This window comes from Aeromonas sp. R10-2 (genome assembly GCF_040908445.1).
GTDB lineage: Bacteria > Pseudomonadota > Gammaproteobacteria > Enterobacterales > Aeromonadaceae > Aeromonas > Aeromonas veronii.
The window spans coordinates 41,389-64,821 of the sequence record NZ_JBFODS010000102.1; the positions used below are offsets into that span (position 1 = coordinate 41,389).

Genomic DNA, 23,433 nt, shown 5'->3' on the forward strand with positions numbered 1-23,433 from the left:
TGTTGATGCGCATCCCAGCGCAATTTTTGCCAAAGAGTGTGAATGGTTTGGCATTTCTTCAAAAAAAGGAGTGGGCCCCGCTGCGGGTGACCCTATAACAAGAGGGAATTTATGAGTTCCATTGCCAGGAATTACTTCAACCAGCTCAACGCCGACTACCTGCAGGAGCACAGGCGCAAGGAGGATCTCTTCTGGTCCACCTATATGGGCACCAGCGACGATCAGGCCGGTTTCACCGCGGCCGAGCAGGCCTACAAGGCCTTTTGTGCCAATCCGGCCCGTCTGCCCAAATTGCGGGAGATGTTGGCGCAGGCCGACGAGGATGATCTCAAGCGCGGCCTGCAAGGCTGGATCGCCTTCTTCGAGTGCAATGTGATTGAAGATCCCGCCGCATCCGCCCTGATGGATGAGCTGGTAGCTGCCGAGGCGGCGCTGTTCGCCCGCCGCAAGGGGCTGAAACTGACCCTGCTGGATGAGCAGGGCCAGCAGGTCGCAGGCAGCCTGCCTGCCGCCAGTACTTCCCTTGCCGCCAGCCCGAACGAGGCGGTGCGCCAGAGCGCGCTCGCCATGTTCCGAACCCTGGAGCAATGGGTGGTCGGCAACGGTTTTCTCGAGGTGGTGGCGATCCGCAACCGCTTTGCCCGCGCCATGGGCTATCGCGACTACTTCGACTACAAGGTGCGCAAGAATGAGCAGATGAGCCCGGAGCAGCTGTTCGCCATCCTCGACGACTTTATTGCCCGCACCGACGCCCGGTTGCAGCAGAGTCTGGAAGAGCTGAAGATTGCCAAGGGTGAGGCGGCCCTGCTGCCCCATAACCTGCGTTACAGCGTGAGCGGCGATGTGACCCGCCAGCTAGATCCTTATGTGCCTTTCTCGCGGGCACTGCGAGATTGGGTCGAGAGCTTCCGCCGGCTCGGCATCCAGTATCGCGGGGCGACCCTGACGCTGGACTTGCTGACCCGGGAGGGGAAATACGAGAACGGCTTCTGCCACGGCCCGGTGCCGAGCTTCTTCCAACAGGGGGAGTGGGTGCCGGCGGTGGTCAACTTCACCAGCCTGGCCGATCCGGCGCAGGTGGGCAGCGGCTGGAGTGGCCTCAACACCCTGTTCCACGAGGGGGGCCACGCCGCGCATTTTGCCAATGTCACCGGCAACGCCCCCTGCTTCTCACAGGAGTTTCCGCCTACCTCCATGGCCTATGCCGAAACCCAGTCGATGTTCTGCGACAGCCTGCTGGACGATGCCGACTGGCTCAAGCGCTACGCCAGAAATGCGGCGGGAGAGGCTGTTCCCGACGCCCTCATCAAGGAGATGATTGAAGCGCGTCAGCCGTTTCGCGCTTTTAACGAACGCCAGATCGCGCTGGTGGCCTACTTCGAGCGGGATCTCTACGCCATGGATGAGGCCGAGCGCACCCCCGAGGCTGTGTTGGCGCTGGCCCGCCAGTGGGAGCGCAAGATTGTCGGGGTCGAGAGCCCGCGTCCGTTGCTGGCCATTCCGCACCTCCTTAATCAGGAGTCGGCCTGCGCCTATCACGGCTACCTGCTGGCGCTGATGGCGGTGGAGCAGACCCGCGCCTTTTTCCTCAAACGTGATGGCTACCTCACCGACAACCCGCGTATCGGGCCGGATCTGGCCGCCCACTACTGGGGGCCAGGCAACGGCATGAGTCACGATGAGACCCTGCGCAGCCTGACCGGCGAGGGATTCAGCGCGGTGCCGCTGGCCGAGGCATGCAACCTGAGCGCCGCCGAAGCGTGGCAACAGGCGCAAGCCTGCATGGCCGCCGCCCAGCAGCGCCCCACGGCTGGCGAGGGAAGCCCGCTCGATGCCCATATCCGCGTGGTACACGGCGCCGAGCTTATCGCCGACAACAGCGAGTCGGAAACCCGCATGCTGGCTGATTTCGAAGCGTGGATTACCCGGCGCTACTTTGCTGGAGATGTCAGAGAGGAGTTGAGCTGCGTGCAGTAAGTGATGTGATGAAGGCAGGCTTGTTATGAATAGGCAATTGGCAGGAGGGGAAACCTTCCTGCCATTCTTTTTGCTCATTGTTTACTACTCATCGATGACCTTTTTTCCACAATTTTCACAGATGGCATGTCGTTCAAAGCGATCCATGTTGGCCAGAAAGGGGCCGGCTGCCCAGCCGGTAATGAAGTCCTTGATAAAGGCTTTGCGCTTTTGCTCTGGTTTCACCTCTTTTCCATAGGATTTGTCGACCAGCACCACGACATGGTTGGTCTCGCGCTGACAACTCGGGCAGACGCGTTGTTCGGTGGATGAAAGCAAGGGGGACTCCTTGTCCGGAAGAGTGGGCAGCAGGTTGTTCGCCGCAGATATATACCGTCCCCATTTGATCCCTTTTTCTGGCAGGTCGTCAATCACGGCAGAGGTGGATTGTGCGCCATCTCCTGTGAAGAGGGGCGAGCCAACAAGGGTGACCAGAGGGGCCGATAGTCCCCTCTGCTGTTGCCGTTTGTCACACATTGCCACACAAGCTTCCCCCTCTGGCAAAGTCTTGTGACCGGACGGGGTTGTAATGGAGCCATGAGCAGGGGTGAGGCCCTGCCGCGATGGAACCAGGGAGCATGTTATGACGGGTAAACGGGTGTGGTGGCTGTTGCCGCTGCTGGCGGTCGGGGTCTGGTGGCTCGGTTATGCGGGGGATGCCAACGGGGTGTGGCCCTGGCGCCATGAGATGTTGCTGCTGACGGGCCTGCTGGGGATGGCCTATATGGCCATTTCGCTTTTGCTGGCGTTGCGCCTGCCGCAGTTGGAGGCGTGGTTTGGCGGTCTGGACCGGATGTTACGATTGCACCGTCAGACGGCCATCGGCGGTGCATTGGCACTGACCGCTCACTGGCTGCTGGTGGAGGTGCCCAAGTGGGCAGTCTCGGCGGGTTGGCTGAGTCGTCCCGCCCGGCGTGGGGCCAGTGCAGCTGGAGCTGGTGCAGGCAATGGCATTTCGCTCCATGCCCTTGGCAATACCCTGGGTGAGTGGAGTTTTTATCTACTGATCGCGTTGGTGGTAGTGAGCTTGCTGGCGCTGGTTAGTTATGGCCGTTTTCGGCTGATCCACCGGCTGGCGCCGCTCATCTATCTGGCGGGGTGGGGGCACGGGCTCTGCCTGTTGCCTCAGGTGGGAGCCATGACGCCTGTTGGGGTATCGATCTGCTTGATCGGCGGGATCGGTGCTATAGGGGCCCTCTACTCCCTGCTGGGACAAGTGGGGGCGCGGGATCGCCATCCCGGCCGGGTCATTGCGGTGCGGGCGCTGGCGGATCAGACCTGCGAGCTGACCATGGAGCTGGATCGGCCGCTCGCCCATTACCGCCCGGGCCAGTTTGCCTTCTTCGAATTTGATGCCAAGGAGGGGCCGCACCCCTTTACCCTGGTGCGGGTGTCAGCGGATCGGCGCCAGCTGGTGATCGCGGTGCGTGCACTCGGGGATCATACCCGTCAGCTGGTGGCAGAGGCGCGCGTCGGGGATGGGGTGGTGGTGACCGGCCCCTATGGCGCTTTTGTCGCCCCGCAAGGGGGAGGGCGAGCCCTCTGGCTGGGGGCCGGGATCGGTATCACGCCGTTTGTAGCCTGGCTGGAGGGGCTGGCTGCCCGTGGCGAGCGCGGCGAGGGGATCACCCTGATCCAGTGCGCGCCGGATCTGGCGGGGGCCGTTTACCATCGGCGGTTGGTGGAGCTCTGTCATCGCACCGGCGTGCGCTATCAGCTGCATCTGGACAAGGCAGCCGGGCGGCTGGATCTGGCCCGCATCGCGCAGGATGCGCCCGAGCAAGTGTGGTTTTGCGGGCCGGAGGGGATGGCAGATGCCCTGACCCGGCTGTTGCCGGACGGGCATCTGCATCGCGAGCTGTTTCGCTTTCGTTGAGCTAGATGGGCGCCGTTATTTGGCGCTGGCTGGCAACTGCTTGAGGGCGGCTTGTACCGCCGCCTCCAGCTGCGGGTCGCGCCCGGCCACCATGTCAGCCGGAGTGAGGGGCACCTGCAGATCCGGGAGCAGCTCCTGATTCTCGTAGAAGGTGCCGTCCGGTTTGCGCAGCCCCAGGGTCGGAATGCCGTAGGAGAGTCCCGGGATCAGCCGGGAGTCGTGGCTGTAGACCATGGTGCCGGTGCCGGGCACCGGATCGCCGACGATGGGGCCGACCTTGAGGGCGCGGTAGTACTCGGGGAAGGCGGAGCCTTCCGAGTAGCTGGCGGCGTTCACCAGCACCACCGAGGGCTTGGTCCACTGGCGAGTGGCGGCGTCGGTTTCACCCTTGCCCTGACGGGGCCAACTGCTGGCCATTCCCTTGGTACTGCCGCTGCCGGTCAGAAACTCCACCAGGGTATTGGCGAGATAGCCGCCGCTGTTGAAGCGGACATCGACGATCAGCGCATCGCGATTGCGCTGTCTGCCGAGGGCATCCGCCACCACCGCATCGTAGACCTCGCTATTCATTGCCGGCAGATAGACGTAGCCGACCCGCCCTCCGCTCAGGCTGGCCACCAGCTCCCGCCGTTTCTCAATCCAGCGATCCTGTTGCAGCTGGTACTCCTGCTGCTTGTCGATGGCAGTGAGCACTACCTCGTCAGTTTGCTTGTTGCCCTCCTGCTGGAAGGTGAGGGCGAGCCGGGCACCGGCCTGATGGTTGAGGGCCCGATCCAGCTCGGCCAGATTGGCAATCGGGCTGCCGTTGATGGCGAGCAGGCGGGCGCCCGGGGCGATATCGCTCTCCTGATCCAGCGGGCCGCCAGAGAGCATGGCGGTGAGCATCACCCCTTGCTCGCCATCCTGCCAGTAGCCGCCAAGGCTGGCGGTCTCGTCCGCCATGCGCGGGAAGGGGGCGGGGCCGCTGCCCCAGGTGTGGGAGACATTGAGCTCGCCAGCCAGCTCCGCCAACAGGTTGCCAAAGTCCCGCGGGTTGCCGATGCCCGGCAGCAGGCGGCGATAAGCGGCGACATAGCTATCCCAGTTCACCCCGTTCATATCGTCCAGATAGAACTCGTCCCGGGTGAGCCGGGCGATCTGATCGAAGGCGGCGGTCATACGTGCCTGCCAGCTGCTGGTGGGTTGCAAGGCGAAGGGGGCGCTGGTGGCTTCGCCGGAGTCGAGGTGGATCCGGGTGATCTCCCCATCCCGCACCAGGGTCGCCAGGGTGCCCTGCTGGTTGAGGCTTGCCAGCGCTGGGCCGGCCTGCTCGCCAAACAGTTCGCTGGTTTTGCCCTTGCGCAGATCCTGGCTGTAGCCCTTGATCTCGCTCTCGCTGTTGACCCCCATCTCTTCCACCAAATAGATCAGCTGGTCGCCGATGATGCGGCTGGCGAGCAGGGTGCCGGTGGGTTGCAGCAGCAGCGCTTCGCGATGGTTGAGACGATCGCTCTCAAAGCCGTATCCCCCTTTCGGCGGCTCCAGCTCGGCAATGGCATCGGCTCTGGCGGCGCGGCTGCTGTAAATGCCGAGCAGGTTGGTGACGAGGGGCTCGCCATCGGGCCCCAGTGCGCCAAATCGGGTCGATTGCCAATAGAGGATGGCGCCATCCTGGCTCCAGCCCGGTTGCCCATCCTGATAGCCGTTGAGGCTGACATTGACCGGTTTGGCCTTGGGATTGGCCGTGTCGATCACCGCGATCTCCTGCTCTGCCGCATCGGGGCGGAAGGTGAGCGCCAGATGGCGGGAGTCGGGGGCAAAGGCGAGATGCACCTCGTGGCGCGAGGGGTTGAAGCTGGCAGGCACCAGCTCCCGCTGCTTATTGCTCGCCAGATCCAGCAGATGGATGGCCTGGCCATCCACCACGAAGGCGAGCTGTTTGCCATCGGGGGAGAGCACCGGACGGCTGATCCCCTTGTCGGGAATCGCCAGCAGCAGACTCTCGGTCAAAGTGCCGGGATCGCTGAACAGCAGATCAGGGTCCCCCTTGCGCAGGCGATAGAGGGCGGGGTGCCCCTGCTGCTCCGACAGATAGATGAGGGCGCGCCCCTGCTCGGCAAAGAGAGGGCTGGATTGCTCGCTCGGGTCACGAGTCAGCTGGCGCACCCGCTCCCGCTCGGGGTCAACGGCAAACAGGTTGCCCTCGCTCACCAGGATCAGCTCGTCCGCCCCTTCGCTGACCAGCGCTTCGTCTGCCAGGGTCAGGGCCTCGCTCGCCTCATCCGGCGTGCTCGCCACTTGCGGTGTGAGGGTCAGCTTGCGTGGCTCGCTGCTACCGGCATCGAGGCGATAGAGCTCGCCCAGCCATGACCAGACCAGATCGCCACTGCGAGAGGCGCTGAGCCCCCTCACCGGATGGCCCTGATAGTGGGTCAGCTGTTGCTCCTTGCCGCTGGCGAGATCCCGGCGCCAGACGTTGAAATCGCCGCTGCGCTCGCTCAGGTAAAAGAGGCTGTCCCCCTTGTCGCTCCAGACCGGATCGGTAGCCGCCACCCGATCTTCGGTCAGCTGCTTGTGCTGCTTGCCATCAAACAACCAGAGACGGGGCACCGCGAACGAGTGCTGATGCTTGCGAAAGGGTTGATCCGCCGCGGGCATCTGATAGGCGATCCGCTCCCCGTGGGGGCGGGCCAGGGGCGCAGGCAGCGGCAGATCGGCCTGCAAGGTGCCGCCGGTGATCGGGGTCCAGTAGAGCTCGCCCCATTGGTAGCCTTCCGCGACAAAATGGTCGGCATCGGGCGCCCCCAGGCGCTGGCTGCTCAGCAGCAGCCGTTTGCCATCGGCGCTGAAGGCTTGCGGCAGATCGGTGCGCGAATCGCGGGTGAGGCGCACCATCTCGCCGCCGTTGGCGGGTACCACGAACACATCCTCGTTGCCGTAGAAATTGGCGGCAAAGGCGAGCTGTTTGCCATCCGGCGACCAGATTGGCCGCTGGCTCAGGTAGTCGCTGCCGGTGAGCGCCGTAGCGGGGCCACCCTCGGCACTGGCGACAAAAATGCGCCCCTGCCAGGTGAAAGCAAGCTGCTTGCCATCGGGGGAGAGGGCGGGCTCGCGCAGCCAGAGTGCATCGGCGGCGACACTGGCGGGCAGCCAGAGCAGAAGTGGCGAGAACAGCAGGGTGGCGAGGCGGCACGAAGAGCGCATGGCATGATCCTGTCGGGGAGTGGAGTGTTATCTTCGCCGATCATTGCCCCGGGTGCCAGCGCGATAATTTTTTGTATCTTGTTGTTTTAACTGTTAATTACCAATGAAAAATGACAGCGTTCAAGGAAGATGGCCTGGCTGCTGCAAGATATGTTTTGCCGGGCATATTGAGTATTGATGGCGATCCAATATCATGGCGCTCGCTCGCCGCTCGGCGGGCATCGTTCAGATGATCTGGTAACAAGAAAAGCCCGCACCAGAGGCTTGTCGAGGGATGGAATGAGAGCCGTATTACTGTGTTTGTTGGGGCTTTGGCCCGCATTGAGTTTTGCCTTTACCGAAAAAGCCGATTTGGTGGTGGTCAAGAAGTCGACCTATAGCCTGACCCTGATGAAGGATGGCAAGGAACTGAAGCGCTACTGGATTGCTCTGGGCCCGGCGCCCAAGGGGCACAAGCAGCAGGAAGGGGATCAGCGTACGCCGGAAGGACGCTACACCCTCGACTACAAAAAGACCAATTCCGGCTACTACAAAGCCATCCATATCAACTATCCGAACCTGGATGACATCAAGCGCGCCAATGAGCTGGGTGTTCGTCCGGGTGGCATGATCATGATCCACGGCCAGCGCAACAGCATTGGCAACCGCAGGGTTCAGCCTTCCAACTGGACCAATGGCTGCATCGCCATGCTCAACCACGAGCTGGATGAAGTGTGGGACGCGATTGATCCGGGTACGCCCATCGTCATCGAGCCCTGATCCCCTTGTGCACGCCCGCGACTCCGCGGGCGTTTTATTTCCCGCCAGTGATGACGTGACAGCGCTTGCTGTCCCGTGCTAGTTTTTTCGGCTCGCTTTGGCTGTGACAAGGAAGATCACATGATGTCAGTAACGAGCGTGCCCGAGCGAACGGGGATGCTCTGGTGGCGTGCCACACTGGATATGCTCCCGCTCTCCATTTCGGTGATCCCCTGGGGGATCCTGTGTGGCGCTTTGGCGTTGCAGGCAGGGCTGAGTCCGCTTCAGGCTCAGCTGATGTCGTTGCTGGTCTACGCCGGAGCCGCCCAGCTCTCGGCCACGACCCTGTTCGGGGCGGGCACGCCCCTGCTGCCCATCATGGGCTCCACCATGGTGATCACTTCCCAGCATCTGCTATACGGCTTCACCTTCCGCCGTGACGTATTGCCGCTCTCCCTGCGCTGGCGGGCCAGCCTTGCTTTTTTCCTGACTGATGAGATGTTCGCTGTGGCGCTGAAAGACCGGGAGCGCAGCGGCCACTTTGATCCGGCTTACGCGCTCATCGCGGGATTCGTCTTCTATCTGTTCTGGAATCTGGCGACCCTGCTCGGCATCGCGGCCGGTCAGTACATCGATGGACTGGACAGCATGGGGCTGGATTTTGCCATCGCGGCCACCTTCATCGCTATGACCATTCCCGCCATGAAAAACTTGCCCATGGTGGCGGCCACTCTGGTGAGCGGCGGCACAGCGTTGCTTACCAAGCCGCTGCTGGCGGAGATCCACATCATCGTCTCGGCTCTGGCTGGTATGGTGGTGGGCTATGTGCTGCACCGGATGAGGAGGTAGCGTGAGCTGGCTGATGATTGGCCTGCTGGCCCTGATCACCTTTTTCAACCGCTTCGCCTTCTTTTCTCGGTTGACCCGATATCAGCCGGGTGCCGAGATGGGGGCGTTTCTCGGCTTCTCGGCCCAGTCGGTGCTGACTGCAATCTGGTTGCCCATCGTCTTTAGCTACGAGCCGGGGATAGGTCTTGACTGGGATCCTGACTACCTGACCGCCACCCTGTGGGTGATGCTCTTGACCCTGTTGCGGCTGCCGACTCTGGTTGTGGTGGTGGGTGGAATGGGGGGCTTCTTCCTGCTGCGCTGGCTGGGAGGCATAGCCGAGCTCTTGCCTTGGTGAAGCGCGAGCCGTGATCTTGTGTAATGGATGTCATTATTCGACATCCGTCATGTCATGAATGTCACTTCAAAAAAAGCCTGCAAATGGTAAGGATATGGGCTCTATCCGTGAAGGAGTGTCCCATGTCTTTGATCGAAACCTGTCAGCGCATCGTGCGCGATCCCCATCTCTCCGCCGCCCAGAAGAGCCACGCACTGGCGCTGGCCGCCGAGAATGCGTTGCCCTACCCCGACCTGCCTGCCGCAGTCGCCGAGGCGATGGAACAGGGATTTATCTGCGACATGTTCGAAGGGCACGCCCCCTACAAGCCGCGTTATGTGTTGCCGGACTATGAAAAATTCCTGAGTCAGGGCTCTGCCTGGCTGGAGCTGGCGCCGCCGCAGGATTTCGACGAGGCGCTCAACGCCCTGCGCATCCTCTATCACCATGTCCCCTCAGTCACAGGCATGCCGGTCTGGCTGGGGCGGCTCGACCATCTGCTGTTGCCGTTTGTCGGCGCACTGGATGACGAGACCCTCTATCGCAAGCTGAAGGGGTTCTGGGTCTATCTGGATCGGGTGCTGCCGGACGCCTTCATGCACGTCAACATCGGGCCGGATGATAACCGCATCTGCCGTCTGCTCCTGCGCATCGACAACGAGCTCAAGCAGGTGGCGCCGAACCTCACCTTCTTCCACGATCCGGAGCAGACCCCGGACGATCTGCTGCTGCAGGCGGTGAAGAACATCGCCGAGTGCAGCAAGCCGCACATCGCCAACTACCCGATCCACCGCGATACCTTCGACGCTCGTGGTTTTGGTATCGTCAGCTGCTACAACGCCCTGCCGCAGGCCGGTGGCGCCAATACCCTGGTGCGCATCTCCCTCAAGCGGGTCGCCGAGCAGTGTCAGGGGATCGATGACTTCCTCGGCTGCCTGCTGCCCCACTACTGCCGTTTGGCCTCCCAGCTGATCGAAGCGCGGGCCGCATTCCTCCACGATGAGTCCGGTTTCTTCGACAGCTTCCTGGTCAAGGAGGGGCTGCTGGATGAGGACCGTTTCGTCCCCATGTTTGGCATCTACGGCATGGCGGAAGCGGTCAATATCCTGATGGATAAAGAGAATCTGCCGGATCGCTACGGCCATGGCGAGGAGGCGAACCAGCTTGGCTATCGCATCTCGGCCCAGCTTTCCGCCTATGTGACCACGACCCCGCAAACCCATGCCTGGGGTGGCCGCGCTTTATTGCATTCGCAAGGTGGCCTCAGCATCGATGTGGCTGTTACCCCCGGGGTGCGCATTCCCTACGGGCATGAGCTGGATCCGGCCAGCCATGTGCTGGCACTGGCACCGCACCACACTTATTACCATTCGGGGATCAGCGAGATCCTGACGCTGGATCCCACCATCCGCCAGAACCCGCAGGCGCTGTTGCAGCTCTGCAAAGGGGCGCTCGCCATCGGTATGCGCGAGTTCACCGCCAACGTGGCCGACAGCGATCTGGTGCGGGTGACCGGCTACATGATCCGCAAGAGCGACGTGGCCCGCTTCGCAGAGGAGGGGTCGCGCTTGCAGACCACCTGTCTCGGTGCCGAGGCGAGTGAAGTGACCGCCATTCGTCAGCGGGCACCGCGAGTGGTCGCCCACGAATCGACTATCGGCGAGTATTGAGTTCGCACCGATGGCTGATGTTTTGCCAACACGCAGCGCCCTGGTAAGCAGGGTGCTGCCGTTCTCCTGTGTCGATGGGCCGGGCAACCGGCTGGTGCTGTTTCTGCAAGGGTGCAACTTTCGCTGCCCCGGCTGCCACAACCCGCACACCATAGGGCTGTGCGACGATTGCGGTGACTGCCTTGCGGTCTGCCCAAGCGGCGCCCTGACCTTGAGCGAAGGCAAGGTTCATTGGCAGGCAACGCTCTGCACCGATTGCGACGCCTGTCTGGATGTCTGCCCGCGCAGTGCCAATCCCAAGACCACAACCATGACGGTGGCCGACGTGTTGGCCCTGCTGCGCCGTTACGGCCCACTGCTGAGCGGGATTACCGTCTCCGGCGGCGAGGCGACCACCCGGCTCCCCTTTGTGGTTGCGCTCTTTACCGCCATCAAGGTCGCGCCGGATCTGGCCCATCTCACTTGCCTGCTCGACAGCAACGGCTCGCTGGCCGAAACCGGCTGGCAGCGGCTGCTGCCGGTGCTCGACGGCGCCATGCTCGATCTCAAGGGGTGGCGTGACTCGGTGCATCACTCCCTGACCGGCTATGGTCGCGAGCGGGTGCTGGCATCGCTGCAACTGCTGGCACGCCACGGCAAGCTGACCGAACTGCGGCTGCTCCATGTGCCTGGCAAGAGCGATTTTCTGGATGCGAGTGGTGAGCTGGACGTGGATCTCGCCGCCTTCTTGCAGCGGCTGGGGCCTGTGCCCATTCGCCTCAACGGCTTTCGCCATCACGGGGTACGGGGGGAGGCGGCGCAATGGCCAGAGGCTCACCAAACCGAGCTGGAACAGCTGGCCAGCCGTTTGCGTGCAGCGGGATTGGGGCCGGTCTCACTGCCTGCCTTGATGGGCTGAGTGGTTGCGTCATCCGGTGACCGTCATTGCGTGAGATGCGGCATGGAAAGGCCGCAACTGTGATTTCTGTCTATTGGTGGGGGCGAGAACGGCGGCTAGAATAATGGCCATCTTCTTACCCCTCAATGACAGATAATCATGAGTGAAAGCAAGGCGTTATATCGGGTTCAGTTTATTTGCCACAGCGAGCGCTACGAAGTGTATGTGCGCGAAGTCAATCAGGGCCAGCTGTTCGGTTTTATCGAGATTGCCGACTTTGTCTGGGACAACCATACGGCGCTTATCGTCGATCCCAGTCACGAGAAGCTCAAGAGCGAATTTGCCGATGTGCGCCAGACTCTTATTCCCATGCATCAGGTGCTGCGCATCGATCAGGTGAAAAAGCAGGGGGCTGCCCGCATCACGGATCTGGGCAGCAACGTCGCCTCCTTCCCCAGCCCCATCTATACCAAACGTCCCTGATCCCTTATTGCCGTTGATGTTTCGCCGCGGTGAAACATCAATCATTGCTCTCTGTCGTCCGGCTCAGGGCTCAATCAATTCGCGACCCAGTTGCAGGATCCGATGGCGGAACCAGTGGCGGGCCGAGCCATCACCGGCCGGGCCATACCAGACCAGACTGTGACTCACCTTGCCGTAATCGAACGGTGCCGGACGCATCACCAGATCCGGCTGACTGGCCATGCAGGCCGCCCAGCCACCGATGGCGGTGAGGATCAGGTCGGTCTGGGGGAGCAGGGCCGCCGCGCTGGCAAAATCGGGCAGGGTGGCGCCAATCTGGCGACGCACCTGCTGCTGGGCCAGGCTCTGTTCGAAGAAGGGGTTGGCCAGCTCCTGATCCCGGATGGCGATATGGCGCCAGCTCAGGTAGGCATCGAGATCCCAGGGCTTGGCTAGCGCGGGATGGTTTTTGCGCAGCAGGCAGACCAGTTTTTCTTCCCGCAGGGTCTCCCACACCAGCCCGGGCTGGCGCGGCAACGGCTGGCTCTGGTCATGGGGCAGGATCACGAAGTCGAGTTTGCCCGCTGCCAGCGCCTCCAGCCCCTGCTCATCCTTGTTCCAGATCTCCGGCACCATGCCCGGCACCTCCTGCATCAGCTGACCCAGAATGGGGCCCACCGGCCAGGTCATCACGCTCTCGCGCAATCCCAGCCGCAAGCTGCCCTGCCACTGCTGCGGGTTGAAGGCATTCTGGCGAGTGAGGCCGTTCAGCTCCCCCAGCAGTCGATGCAGGGTGGGAGCCAGTCGCTCGGCCATGGGGGTGAGCAACAGCTGGTTGCCCTGACGGTAGAGCAGTTGATCCCCCAGCAGATCTCGCAGTTGGTTGAGGGTTTTGCTGACGGTGGAAGGCGTGGTGCAGAGCCGCTCGGCGGTGCGGGTGACGCTCTGGTTGTCGAGCAGCAGGTGCAGGGTGACCAGATGGCGACCTCCCAGCCGAGAGAGAGCGATCAGATCCATAGTGGCTCCTGAAATTGATGAAGATAAACAGGCTTGGAATCAGAAAGATTCAACGTGACCTGCTGGCATTCTCTCACAGCAGGGGGAGGGTGAGCAGACTCCTCAAGAGGTGACTGCGAACGCAACAGACAAAAAGCCCCGCCAAAGCGGGGCTGATGCGGATTAGCCCTTGAGCACCGCCGCCATGGCGTCAGCCACATAGTCGACGTTGCGGCTATTGAGGCCCGCCACGCACATGCGGCCGGAGCGTACCAGATAGACGGCGAACTCCTCGCGCAGGCGATCTACCTGCTCCGGGGTGAAGCCGGTGTAGCTGAACATGCCGCGCTGGTTGATGAAGTAGCTGAAATCGCGGCCCGGCACCTTGGCGCTCAGCACCTCGAACAGCTTCTGGCGCATCGCCTTGATGCGGGTGCGCATCTCGGTCACTTCATCGACCCACATGGCGTGCAGCTCGGGCTGGCTCATCACCGCCGCGGTGATCTGGCCACCGTGGGTGGGAGGGCTTGAGTAGTTGCGACGCACGGTGGCCTTCATCTGGCCCAGCACACGGCTGGCCTCTTCGGCATCCTGACAGATGACCGACAGACCACCGCAGCGCTCGCCGTAGAAGGAGAGGTTCTTGGAAAACGAGTTGCTGACGAAGAAGCTGACGCCGGCGGCCACCATGGCGCGAATGGCGTAGGCATCCTCTTCCAGCCCGTCACCGAAGCCCTGATAGGCGATATCCATAAAGGGGATCAGGTTCTTCTCGACCACCAGCGCGATCACCCGATCCCACTGGGCGCGGGAGAGATCCACCCCGGTCGGGTTGTGGCAGCAGGGGTGCAGCAGCACGATGCTCTTCGCCGGCAGGGTGCTCAGGCAGTCGATCATCGCATCGAACTGCACGCCGCCGGTGGCCGCATCGTAGTAGGGGTAGTCGTGCACCTTGATGCCGGCCCCCTCGAACATCGCTTTGTGGTTGTCCCAGGTCGGATTGCTGACCCACACCTCGGAGGTCGGGAAGTAGCGCTTGAGCAGGTCGGCCCCGATCTTCAGCGCGCCGGAGCCACCGATAGTCTGGATGGTGGCGATACGGCCGGCCTTGACCGCTTCATGGTCGGCACCAAACAGCAGGTGTTGCACTGCGGTGCGGTAGTTGACGGCGCCTTCCATCGGCTGGTAGGGGCGCGGGGCCGGGGCGGCGGCGCGCTGGGCTTCGGCCTGCTGCACCGACGGCAGCAGCGGAATGCGCCCCTGCTCGTCGTAATAGAGGCCAATCCCCAGGTTCACCTTCTGCTCGCGGGTGTCTTTGTGGAAGGTCTCGACTAGCGTCAGGATGGGGTCGCCAGCGTAGGCATCGACGTGTTCAAACATGGGGGATCCTTGAAATTGACTGTCCAGTAAAACCGGCGGTCAGCCGGGCTGGACATCATGGCGCAAAGCTGGCGGTGGCTCAAGCCTGATGCTGGTAGAGCCTGAAGGGATGGCGCCGCGATCCTGCTTACTTCAAATAGGATCGCAGGACGCTGACCACCTGATCCAGATCCCCCAGCCGCTCGGAAGGGGTGGCATCGGGGGCGCCGAGATGCTCGCGCATGTGTCCCTCCAGTACCTCCAGCATCAAGCCGTTGACGGCGCCGCGTATGGCGGCGATCTGCTGCAAAATGGCGGTGCAGTCGCTCTCCTGCTCCAGCGCGCTCTCCAGCGCACCGGCCTGTCCCTTGATGCGGCGCACCCGTGCCAGCAACTTCTTTTTGTCGTGAATGGTGTGGGACATGACGGATCCTCTCGATCAATAAAACTATACTGGGGTATAGTATATTGCATCGTCGCTCTCAGGAGAAATCCATGTCATCCCTCGCTCAATCCCACTGCCATCAACCCGTCATCCACGAGGGCAATCCGCTGGCCGAACAGAAGACACGCTGGGCCGTATTGCTGACCGTCATCATGATGGTGGCGGAGATTGGCGGCGGCTGGTTCTACAACTCCATGGCGCTGTTGGCCGACGGCTGGCACATGAGCTCCCACGCACTGGCGCTCGGTCTCTCGGTGCTGGCCTACCGCGCCGCCCGCCACTTCGCCCGCGACCACAGATTCAGCTTCGGCACCTGGAAGATCGAGGTGCTGGGTGGCTTCACCAGCGCCCTGTTACTGGTGGGAGTGGCTGGGTTGATGCTGTTCGAGTCGGTGTTCCGGCTGCTCGATCCCAGCCCGATCCACTATCAACAGGCGATCGCTATCGCGCTGGTGGGGCTGCTGGTGAACCTCGCCTGTGCTTGGCTGCTCATGGATGATCACGGCCACCATCACCACGGCCATGGGCATGACCACCATCATGAACATCACGACCACGCTCATCATCATGACCATGACGATCACCACGGCCATCAGGATCTCAACCTGCGCGCCGCCTATATCCACGTGCTGGCGGATGCGGCCACTTCCATGCTGGCGATTCTGGCGCTGGTAGGGGGCATGCTTTGGGGGGGCCGACTGGCTGGATCCGCTGATGGGCATAGTGGGTGCCGGGCTGGTCGCGGTGTGGGCCTGGGGACTGCTGCGCGACTCTGGTCGGGTGCTGCTGGATGCCGAGATGGATACCCCGCTGGTGGCGGAGATCCGCGAGGTCATCGCCGAACTGCCACAGACCGAGATCCGCGATCTGCACGTCTGGCGGGTAGGGCAGCAGCAGTATGCCTGCGTGCTCTCTTTGCTGATGGTCAATCCGCTACCGGCGCAGCAGATCCGCGAGCGGTTGGCGATCCATGAAGAGCTGGTGCATGTGACCATCGAGATCGCCAGCAAACAGGATAAATAACGGGGGCCCTTGGCCCCCTGGTTTCAGTGCCGTTGGCACTCTGATGTCAGTGCGGCTGCCCAGTGATCTCATCCTGGGGCTTGTGTTGCCACACAGCGCCGAGCAGCAGCTTGAGCAGCAGCCCAGGCGGGTTGTCCAGCAGCTTGCCCGACTCCAGCAGCAGCTGACCGTCGGCGCGAAACCCGAGGCTGGCATCTATGGTGCCATCCTCCGAGACCACCTGGATCAGGCCATTGAGGGCGGAGCGCTCACCGGGCTGACAGCGCAGCCGCAGTTCGCGGGGTTCCCCCAGCAGGGTGAAGGCGCGGCTCAGCGGGGGCGAGTCTTCATAATCGGGCCAGTTGAAGAAGTGATACTGCTCGGCCAGGGTGCCAGCCTGCTGGCAAAACTGGTCGAACAGCTGCCCGATCGCCTGATACTCCTGATCGAGTCGTCTTGCCTGCTCTTCAATCCGTTTCATTGCTTACTCCTTGTCTATCCACTTGATCAGACATTGCTTTTCTGACCCCGTGACTGCCGTTTTCCAGATATGAGGCCAAATGGCCACGAGGTCTGTGAGCCGGATCGAAGTTTCAGTCTGAAAACGTTATCTTGTTGAAACTGGATGGTTTTTTTCCCTTCCGCTCACATTTGAATCGATTGCCGCTGATTAATATGGCACCGCTTGGCAATGACCGGGTGCTCGACTATCGAGACTAACTACAGCGGGAATTATAAAAATATGGATATGAAAAAGACCAAAGTGGCGCTGGTAACAGCCTCACTGCTCGCGCTTTTGTCTGGCTGTAATGACAATAGCTCTGATGCCTCCGGTGTGAACCCCGTCCCCCCTACACCTGAAGTCACCGATGGGCCTGTCGCTCGCTTGCCCAAGATGGATCCCCCCAAGGAGCTGCTGCAAGCAGGTCCCAACGAGGTAGTCATTGCGCTGGTGGATACCCAGTCGGCAGCCAAGGGGGCCAAGGCTCCGTTTGACAGCCACAGCCTGCACCTTTGGAACAACGATGCCTGTAACGCTACCTCTGATAGCGGCCTGAATACCGGGTGGGATGACAAGAGCAAGACTCCTGCCACTGCCGACAGCTTTGGTCCGGCCTGGGTCGTGCCGCTCAAAAATGTGGAAGGGTGCATCAACTTTATCGCTCGCAACGGCGATCTGGCCAACCTGACCGGCAGCGATATGAAGGTGAGCTTCAGTGAGCACCCGGATCGCACCGTGGCCATCGTCGCGGGCAAGAAAGATCTGTTTGGCAGCCGTGCCGAAGCCTTTACCGCCGCCTTTGGCGTGGCGGGGGCCAGCGCTCATCTGATCGATGGCAATACCCTGATCTGGCAAGGGGGCAAGGACAAGCCCCACGTTCGCCTCTATTACAGCGACTCGGGCACCATCAAGGCCAATGCCGATGGGGTGTTCGATTTCCCCTATATCAGCTTGACCGCGACCGGCCTGACTGCCGAGCAGCAGGCCAAATATCCGCATCTCAAGGATGCTGCCGCCTTCGCCCTGCCTGCCGGTAAAGATCTCAAGCCCCTGCTCAAGGGGGAGCTGGTGGCTATCGGCACCGATGCCGACGGTATCCTGCAAGGAGCCACCCTGGTGCAGAGCGCCGGCGCCCTCGATGCGCTCTATGCGACAGAGGCGACCAAGCTGAGCTATGGCGCCGTGGTAGAGGGTAACCGGGTGACCTTCCGCCTCTGGGCGCCGACCGCCAAGTCGGTCAAGTTGGCCCTCTACAACGCCAGCCACCAGAAGAGTGGCGAGGTGGCCATGACTTTCGACAGCGCCAGCGGCAGCTGGAGTTACGAGGGGGGGCAGCGAGCTGATCGGCCAGTTCTACCGTTACGACATGGAGGTTTACCACCCGCTGAGCCGCAAGGTTGAGCGCTATGAGGTGACCTATCCCTACTCCTTGAGTCTGGCGATGAACTCCGAGTTCAGTCAGGTAGTGGATCTCGACGATCCGGCCCTGAAACCGGAAGGATGGGACAGCCTCAAGGCGCCCCACAGCCAGCAGAACCCCGCCGACATCACCATCTATGAGGCCCATATTCGCGACCTGACCGGTAACGATGCCTCCACCGATGAAGAGAAGCGCGGCAAATTTGTCGGCCTGACCCAGCCTGACTCTGTACCGGTCAACCATCTGAAAGCGCTGGCAAAAAGTGGCGTCAGCCACCTGCACCTGCTGCCGGTGTTCGATATCGCCACCGTCAACGAGGATCCGGCCAAGGTAGCCAATCTCGGCGATGACTTCAGCAAGCTCTGTCAGGTCAATCCGGATGTGAAAACATCTAAATTTGGCGGCTACTGTGGTGGCGGTCAGACCGTGGGAGATGTGCTGGCCGACCTGCAAGGGGGCGACAGCAAGGATAATCCGCAGGTGCAGGAGCTTTCCGGTTACCTGCGCGGCGTCGACTCCTTCAACTGGGGTTATGATCCCTACCACTACACCACGCCGGAAGGCTCCTACGCCACCAACGCCGAGGGCACCAAACGTATTCTGGAGTTCCGCGAGATGGTCAAGGCCATCAAGCAGAACATCGGCATGAACGTGGTGATGGACGTGGTCTACAACCACACCAACGAATCCGGGCTCGGCCCCAAGTCGGTGCTCGACAAGATAGTGCCCTGGTACTATCAGCGCCTCAATCCGGAGACCGGCTCGGTGGAGAACTCCACCTGCTGCTCCAACACGGCGCCGGAACACGCCATGTTCGCCAAGCTGATGGATGACTCTCTGGTCACCTGGGCGCGCGACTACAAGATCGACGCCTTCCGCTTCGACCTGATGGGCCACCATCCGAAAGATCAGATGGTTCAGGCGCTGGCCGCGGTGAAGAAGGTCAATCCCGAGATGTACTTCTACGGCGAGGGGTGGAACTTCGGCGAAGTGCAGGATGATAAGCGCTTCGTGCAGGCTACCCAGAAGCATCTGGGCGGTACCGGTATCGGCTCCTTCTCCGACCGCTTGCGCGATGCAGTGCGCGGCGGCAGTCCGTTCGACGGCGGCGATACCATTCGCAAGACCCAGGGCTTTGGCAACGGTGCCTTCGTCGATCCTAACGAAATGAGCAAGGTGGAGCTGGCAACTGCCTTGCACCAGTCCGATCTGGTGCGGCTCGGCATGGCGGGCAACCTCAAGGAGTTCGTGCTGACCGACAAGGATGGCATACCGAAGAAAGGCGCCGAGATCGACTACAACGGCCAGAGCGCCGGTTATGCCCAGGATCCGGTGGAAGTGCAGAACTATGTCGACAAGCACGACAACCAGACCCTGTTCGACAACCTGATCTACAAGGCGCCTGCCGGAGCCGATCTGGTGCGGATGCAGGGGGTCTCGCTGGCGACAGCCATGCTGGGTCAGGGCATTCCCTTCACCCACGCCGGTGTCGAGCTGCTGCGTTCCAAATCCATGGAGCGGGACAGCTATGACTCGGGCGACTGGTACAACAAGGTCGACTACACCCTGGGCGACAACAACTTCGACAAGGGGTTGCCGCGCAAGGACAAGGATGGCGACAACTATCCGCTGATCGAGCAGGTGCTCGGCAAGCATGCCAAGCCGGGCTCGGCCGAGATGGCGCAGATGGCGCAGATGGTGAGCTTCTATCAGGAGTTGGCGGAGCTGCGCAACTCTTCCCGTCTGCTGCGTCTGGGCAGCGGCGCCGAGGTGATCAAGCGGGTCGACTTCCGCAATACCGGCCCGGATCAGGTGCCCGGCCTTATCGTCATGACGGTGGATGATGGCGTCAGTGCCGGGGCGGATCTGGATCCGGCCATCGACGGTCTGGTGGTGATGATCAACGCCAGCAACCAGAGCCAGAGCATCAGCGATTTCCGTGACGGTAACGATCAGCCGATCGACCTGAGCGGTCTGCAACTGAGCTCTGCTCACCACGCCAACAACAGCATCGCCCGCGATGCCGCTGTCAGTGGCGGTACCCTGACGCTGGGGGCCTGGTCTGCCGCCGTGTTCGTCAAGCCGCAGTCTGGTGCACAGGGCGCGGGCCTGCCGGTCAGCAAGAAGACCGACCTGAGCACCCTGCCACCGTTTGGCAACACCGATGTTTATCTGAAGGGGTTCCTCAATGAGTGGGGCAACACCAACCAGATGACCTTCAGCGGCAACTTTATGTACGAGTTCACTACCGAGGTGAGCACCGACAAGCTGGGTACCACCAACGTCAAGATCGCTGACGCCAGCTGGGGGGCGGTCAACTACGGCAGCTGCAACGACGGTGGCAAGCTGGTGGTCGGCACTCCGCTGACCCTTTGCAAGGGGGGAGAAACCGGCAATATCGGTGTCGATCTGGCCAAGGCAGGCAGCTACAAGTTTGTCTTTACCGCCATGAACAAGGACAAACCGACCCTGAGCGTCAGCTTCACCGAGCCGGTGCAGAGCTGCAAGGTGCTGGATACGGTGGCGGGCAATCCGCTCGGCTACAACCTGTTCGTCAAGGGTGAGCTCTCCAGCTGGGGAGCCCAACCTCAGTACCAGCTGAGCTACAAGGGGATGGACGGTGATCTTGCCATCTATCAGGCTGCGTTCAACTATGCCGGCAGCACCGAGTTCAAGGTCGCCAACGAGGACTGGAGCAAGGAGTACCTGCTCAACGGTGGCGGCGCGGTGAACGCTGAAACCGGCTATTCGTTCGCCTTCTCCAAGGGGGGCAGTGCCAATAACAGCATCACCCTGCCGCAGGGGCTGTGGAGTGTGCTGGTGAAGGTTGACCCGGCTGGCGTCAAGGCGGGCACAGCCGTCATTCAGGAGTGCAGCGTCAAGTAAGCAAGCCATTGAGTCTGGGGGATGGCTCGGCGCCCCCGGGTTGAATTCCACCTCGCCAAGGGTGGGATAACTCCGAGAGAGTAAGCAAAGCGCGACTGCCGACCGGCAGGCGCGCTTTTTCTTTTACGGGGTGCCGTGAGAGGAATGAGAGGAAAAAGAAAAGCCGCCCCGGTTGGGGGACGGCTTTTGGCTGGGATGCCATTGGCTGGCTTAACGCTTGCGCAGCAGCCGCAAGGCGTTGGCGGTCACCAGCGCGGTGGCGCCGGTATCGGCCAGCACCGCAATCCACAGGCCGGTGATGCCGAGCAGGCTGGTGACCAGGAAGATGGCCTTCAGCCCCAGTGCCAGCGCGATATTCTGGTGAATATTGGCCAGTGCCGCCCGCGACAGCCGGATCATCGCGGCAATACCGCCGAGCTGGTTGTGGGTCAGCGCCGCATCGGCGGTCTCCAGCGCCACATCGGTGCCGCCCCCCATGGCGATGCCGATACTGGCCCGCTTCATGGCGGGGGCATCGTTGATGCCATCGCCGATCATGGCAACCTTCCGGGTGCTGGCCAGCTTGGCGATCTCTTCTACCTTGTTCTCCGGCAGCAGACCGGCGCGCCAGCCCATACCCAGCTCGGTGGCGATCGCCTCGGCGGCGTTGGGGTTGTCACCGGTCAACATGATGCTTTTGAGCCCGAGCTGATGGAGTTCTTGTAGCGCGGCCGCCGCTTCGGGCCGGGTCTGATCCCGCAGCGCCAGCAGGGCAACCGGCAACGCCTGAGCATCGCTGCTCTGGCAGAGCACCACAACGGTCTTGCCCTGCCGCTCCAGCGAAGCAATCCGGGTTTGCTGTTCCATATTCAGGGCTGCCACCCGGCTCGGTGCCAGCAGTTGCCACAGTTCACCGTTGATGCGTCCCTCAACCCCCATGCCCGGCAGAGCGCGCAGGTCGCGGGCCTCCGCCAGCGTCAGCCCCTGTTCGGTCGCGTTGGCGACCACGGCGCGGGCCAGCGGGTGGTGGGAGCCCTGCTCGATGGCAGCCGCCAGTGCCAGCAACTCGGTCTCCGGTTGGCCATTGAGGTTCACCAGCTCGGTCAGTTGCGGCTTGCCCAGGGTCAGGGTGCCGGTCTTGTCAAAGGCGACAGTGTCGATATGGGCCAGTCGTTCCAGTGCGGCCCCCCCTTTGATCAGCGCCCCCTGACGGGTGGCGGCGGCCAGTGCCGAAGTAACCGCTGCCGGGGTGGAGATGACCAGCGCGCAGGGGCAGCCGATGAGCAGCAGCGCCAGCCCGCGATAGATCCACTCGTCCCAGCTCTGGCCGAAGGCAAGGGGTGGTACCAGCACCACCAGCAGGGCGACCAGCATCATGGCCGGGGTATACCAGCGGCTGAAGCGGTCGATAAAGCGCTCGATGGGGGCGCGCTGGCTCTCGGCCTCTTCAATAAGGTGCAGGATGCGGTCGATGGCGTTGTTGCCGGGCTCGGACACCACCTCAAGGCGCAGCACCCGATCGGCAGCCAGACTGCCGGCCGGCACCTTGTCACCCTGGCGGCGTTCCACCGGAATGGATTCACCGGTCAGGGCGCTCTCGTCAAACGCACCGAGCTCATCGAGTAGACGGGCATCGGCAGGTAGGCGGGCACCCGGGGCGATTTCGATGATATCGCCGGGACGCAGCTCATCGGCGCCGACCTCTTCCCTCACCTCGCCCTCGGCAGTGGTACGGATGCGCAGCGCCTTGTCGGGCACCAGCGCCATCAGGGCGGTCACTCCGGCCCGGGCACGTCCGGCGGCGTAGGCCTCCAGATGTTCACCCAGCATAAAGAGCAGCAGCACCATGGCCGCTTCGGCGGTCTCGCCGAGAAACAGGGCGCCCACGGCGGCCACCGTCATCAAGGTCTCGATGGCGAAGGGGGAGCCGCTTTTGGTCAGCGCCCACGCCTTGCGAGAGATAGGCCACAGCCCCCAGAGGGTCGCCAGGGTAAAGAGCGGCTGACCGAACTCGCTCGGCAGCAGGGCGGCAACCAGCATCAGACCGGCCAGTGACAGGGGCTGCCAATATTTGCCCAAAAAGTTACCGAATAGATTGCCCTGCAGGGGCTGTTGTGAAGCTTGCTTGCGGCCAGCTGCCTGTTTGTCAGCGCTTTCCCCCTTGAGCTGGAAACCGGCGGCCAGCACGGCGGCGGTGACGGGATCGGGGGAGAGGCCGGGGGCCAGATCCACTACCAGCTTCTCGGTGGCAAACAACACGCGTGCCTGTTGCACGCCGCTCACCCGGCTGACGGCGGTCTCGATCTTGCGGGCGCAGCTGGGGCAATCCATCCCCAATACCTGCCAGCTATGGCGGCTGTTGCCTTGCTCCGGCGCAACCAGCGGGTCGGCAGGGGGCATATCATGTTCATGTTCATGTTCATGCTCATGTTCGTGAGCTGGCGATAAGGGGGCGTTGCAGCACGCTTGATCGTGGCAGCTTCCTCGGGGAGGCTCTTCATCCCTGGGGGATTCATTGCCGTCACGGGATGCGTGCTCATGAGGCGTCTGGGTTGAACAGCAACTGACGGGCGTGGTGTTGTCGCAGCAGTGGCTATCGTGGTGATGCTCACTCTGGCCGGGGGCCGCCTTGCTGACGGCCTTGATGGGGGCGGCGTGCTGATGATTGCAGCAGGATTTGCTCATGATGAGTCCCTCTTGATGGATCCCGCCCCTGCGAGATCCCTGATTACCGAGAAGGAGTCTAAACCTTGGTGTTAAGTCCAAGGTCAACCCCTTTATATCCCTTGTCTTCGCGGGTGTTTGTCTGGTCCCGCCGCCCCTATACTGATCACCCGGATTTTTACTACACCAATAA

Annotated in this window: 15 protein-coding genes and 2 pseudogenes; 10 read left to right on the forward strand and 7 right to left on the reverse strand. The window is 62.2% G+C overall.

The annotated features are described in order from the left end of the window. Positions 1–111: 111 nt before the first annotated feature. Positions 112–1,977 (forward strand): M3 family metallopeptidase, encoded by a 1,866-nt coding sequence (locus AB5Y97_RS20120; protein ID WP_201947001.1) that lies wholly within the window; start codon positions 112–114, stop codon positions 1,975–1,977. Positions 1,978–2,061: 84 nt separating this feature from the next. Here AB5Y97_RS20120 and AB5Y97_RS20125 read toward each other — a convergent pair whose 3' ends face one another. Beyond that, positions 2,062–2,499, reverse strand: coding sequence for a hypothetical protein (locus AB5Y97_RS20125; RefSeq protein ID WP_368158861.1), 438 nt, complete (start codon positions 2,497–2,499; stop codon positions 2,062–2,064). A gap of 100 nt (positions 2,500–2,599) precedes the next feature. Here AB5Y97_RS20125 and AB5Y97_RS20130 point away from each other — a divergent pair, with 100 nt between their 5' ends. Next, on the forward strand, positions 2,600–3,892 hold the full coding sequence (locus AB5Y97_RS20130) for a ferric reductase-like transmembrane domain-containing protein (protein ID WP_368158863.1): 1,293 nt from the start codon (positions 2,600–2,602) through the stop codon (positions 3,890–3,892). 15 nt (positions 3,893–3,907) lie between these two features. Here the strand turns inward: AB5Y97_RS20130 and AB5Y97_RS20135 are convergent, their stop codons facing one another. Next, on the reverse strand, positions 3,908–7,075 hold the full coding sequence (locus AB5Y97_RS20135; protein ID WP_368158865.1) for a S41 family peptidase: 3,168 nt from the start codon (positions 7,073–7,075) through the stop codon (positions 3,908–3,910). A gap of 279 nt (positions 7,076–7,354) precedes the next feature. On the opposite strand from AB5Y97_RS20135, the gene AB5Y97_RS20140 reads away from it, so the two are divergent. The 6 genes from AB5Y97_RS20140 (at position 7,355) to AB5Y97_RS20165 (ending at position 12,008) form a co-directional block, all read left to right on the forward strand. Beyond that, positions 7,355–7,834, forward strand: a complete 480-nt coding sequence (locus AB5Y97_RS20140; RefSeq protein ID WP_042084254.1) for a murein L,D-transpeptidase family protein — start codon at positions 7,355–7,357, stop codon at positions 7,832–7,834. A gap of 120 nt (positions 7,835–7,954) precedes the next feature. Next, complete coding sequence (locus tag AB5Y97_RS20145) at positions 7,955–8,662, forward strand: AzlC family ABC transporter permease (protein WP_005348822.1); 708 nt, start codon at positions 7,955–7,957, stop codon at positions 8,660–8,662. A 1-nt stretch (position 8,663) separates the two neighbouring features. After that, on the forward strand, positions 8,664–8,999 hold the full coding sequence (locus tag AB5Y97_RS20150; RefSeq protein ID WP_005340292.1) for an AzlD domain-containing protein: 336 nt from the start codon (positions 8,664–8,666) through the stop codon (positions 8,997–8,999). Positions 9,000–9,121: 122 nt separating this feature from the next. Then, a complete protein-coding gene (locus tag AB5Y97_RS20155; protein ID WP_368158866.1) occupies positions 9,122–10,648 on the forward strand; it encodes a YjjI family glycine radical enzyme in 1,527 nt (508 codons plus the stop codon). A gap of 10 nt (positions 10,649–10,658) precedes the next feature. After that, positions 10,659–11,546, forward strand: a complete 888-nt coding sequence (locus AB5Y97_RS20160) for a YjjW family glycine radical enzyme activase (protein ID WP_201947012.1) — start codon at positions 10,659–10,661, stop codon at positions 11,544–11,546. A gap of 138 nt (positions 11,547–11,684) precedes the next feature. Beyond that, entirely contained in the window at positions 11,685–12,008 is a 324-nt protein-coding gene (locus tag AB5Y97_RS20165; protein ID WP_005340296.1) for a DUF1820 family protein, read from the forward strand. Positions 12,009–12,071: 63 nt separating this feature from the next. On the opposite strand, the gene AB5Y97_RS20170 is transcribed toward AB5Y97_RS20165, so the two are convergent. From AB5Y97_RS20170 to AB5Y97_RS20180, 3 genes are all read right to left on the reverse strand, one after another. Next, entirely contained in the window at positions 12,072–13,004 is a 933-nt protein-coding gene (locus AB5Y97_RS20170) for a LysR family transcriptional regulator (protein ID WP_201947014.1), read from the reverse strand. Positions 13,005–13,166: 162 nt separating this feature from the next. After that, positions 13,167–14,363, reverse strand: coding sequence for an amino acid aminotransferase (locus tag AB5Y97_RS20175; RefSeq protein WP_201947016.1), 1,197 nt, complete (start codon positions 14,361–14,363; stop codon positions 13,167–13,169). A 127-nt stretch (positions 14,364–14,490) separates the two neighbouring features. Beyond that, on the reverse strand, positions 14,491–14,766 hold the full coding sequence (locus AB5Y97_RS20180) for a metal/formaldehyde-sensitive transcriptional repressor (protein WP_201947018.1): 276 nt from the start codon (positions 14,764–14,766) through the stop codon (positions 14,491–14,493). 71 nt (positions 14,767–14,837) lie between these two features. On the opposite strand from AB5Y97_RS20180, the pseudogene dmeF reads away from it, so the two are divergent. Continuing rightward, positions 14,838–15,810, forward strand: a pseudogene (dmeF, locus tag AB5Y97_RS20185) (CDF family Co(II)/Ni(II) efflux transporter DmeF). 46 nt (positions 15,811–15,856) lie between these two features. Here dmeF and AB5Y97_RS20190 read toward each other — a convergent pair. Further along, positions 15,857–16,270, reverse strand: a complete 414-nt coding sequence (locus AB5Y97_RS20190; RefSeq protein WP_005348835.1) for a hypothetical protein — start codon at positions 16,268–16,270, stop codon at positions 15,857–15,859. A gap of 261 nt (positions 16,271–16,531) precedes the next feature. Between AB5Y97_RS20190 and pulA the strand changes: the two are divergent. Then, positions 16,532–20,597, forward strand: a pseudogene (gene pulA, locus AB5Y97_RS20195) (pullulanase-type alpha-1,6-glucosidase). A 210-nt stretch (positions 20,598–20,807) separates the two neighbouring features. On the opposite strand, the gene AB5Y97_RS20200 reads toward pulA, so the two are convergent. Beyond that, a complete protein-coding gene (locus AB5Y97_RS20200; protein ID WP_368158868.1) occupies positions 20,808–23,261 on the reverse strand; it encodes a zinc/cadmium/mercury/lead-transporting ATPase in 2,454 nt (817 codons plus the stop codon). Positions 23,262–23,433 lie beyond the last annotated feature (172 nt).

Bases quoted from the DNA above. Each gene is read 5' to 3' on its own strand.
- AB5Y97_RS20140 (WP_042084254.1), top strand. From the start codon at position 7,355: ATGAGAGCCGTATTACTGTGTTTGTTGGGGCTTTGGCCCGCATTGAGT.
- AB5Y97_RS20130 (WP_368158863.1), top strand. From the start codon at position 2,600: ATGACGGGTAAACGGGTGTGGTGGCTGTTGCCGCTGCTGGCGGTCGGG.
- AB5Y97_RS20145 (WP_005348822.1), top strand. From the start codon at position 7,955: ATGATGTCAGTAACGAGCGTGCCCGAGCGAACGGGGATGCTCTGGTGG.
- AB5Y97_RS20200 (WP_368158868.1), bottom strand. From the start codon at position 23,261: ATGAGCAAATCCTGCTGCAATCATCAGCACGCCGCCCCCATCAAGGCC.
- AB5Y97_RS20190 (WP_005348835.1), bottom strand. From the start codon at position 16,270: ATGAAACGGATTGAAGAGCAGGCAAGACGACTCGATCAGGAGTATCAG.
- AB5Y97_RS20120 (WP_201947001.1), top strand. From the start codon at position 112: ATGAGTTCCATTGCCAGGAATTACTTCAACCAGCTCAACGCCGACTAC.
- AB5Y97_RS20135 (WP_368158865.1), bottom strand. From the start codon at position 7,075: ATGCGCTCTTCGTGCCGCCTCGCCACCCTGCTGTTCTCGCCACTTCTG.
- AB5Y97_RS20180 (WP_201947018.1), bottom strand. From the start codon at position 14,766: ATGTCCCACACCATTCACGACAAAAAGAAGTTGCTGGCACGGGTGCGC.
- AB5Y97_RS20160 (WP_201947012.1), top strand. From the start codon at position 10,659: ATGGCTGATGTTTTGCCAACACGCAGCGCCCTGGTAAGCAGGGTGCTG.
- AB5Y97_RS20165 (WP_005340296.1), top strand. From the start codon at position 11,685: ATGAGTGAAAGCAAGGCGTTATATCGGGTTCAGTTTATTTGCCACAGC.
- AB5Y97_RS20170 (WP_201947014.1), bottom strand. From the start codon at position 13,004: ATGGATCTGATCGCTCTCTCTCGGCTGGGAGGTCGCCATCTGGTCACC.
- AB5Y97_RS20155 (WP_368158866.1), top strand. From the start codon at position 9,122: ATGTCTTTGATCGAAACCTGTCAGCGCATCGTGCGCGATCCCCATCTC.
- AB5Y97_RS20175 (WP_201947016.1), bottom strand. From the start codon at position 14,363: ATGTTTGAACACGTCGATGCCTACGCTGGCGACCCCATCCTGACGCTA.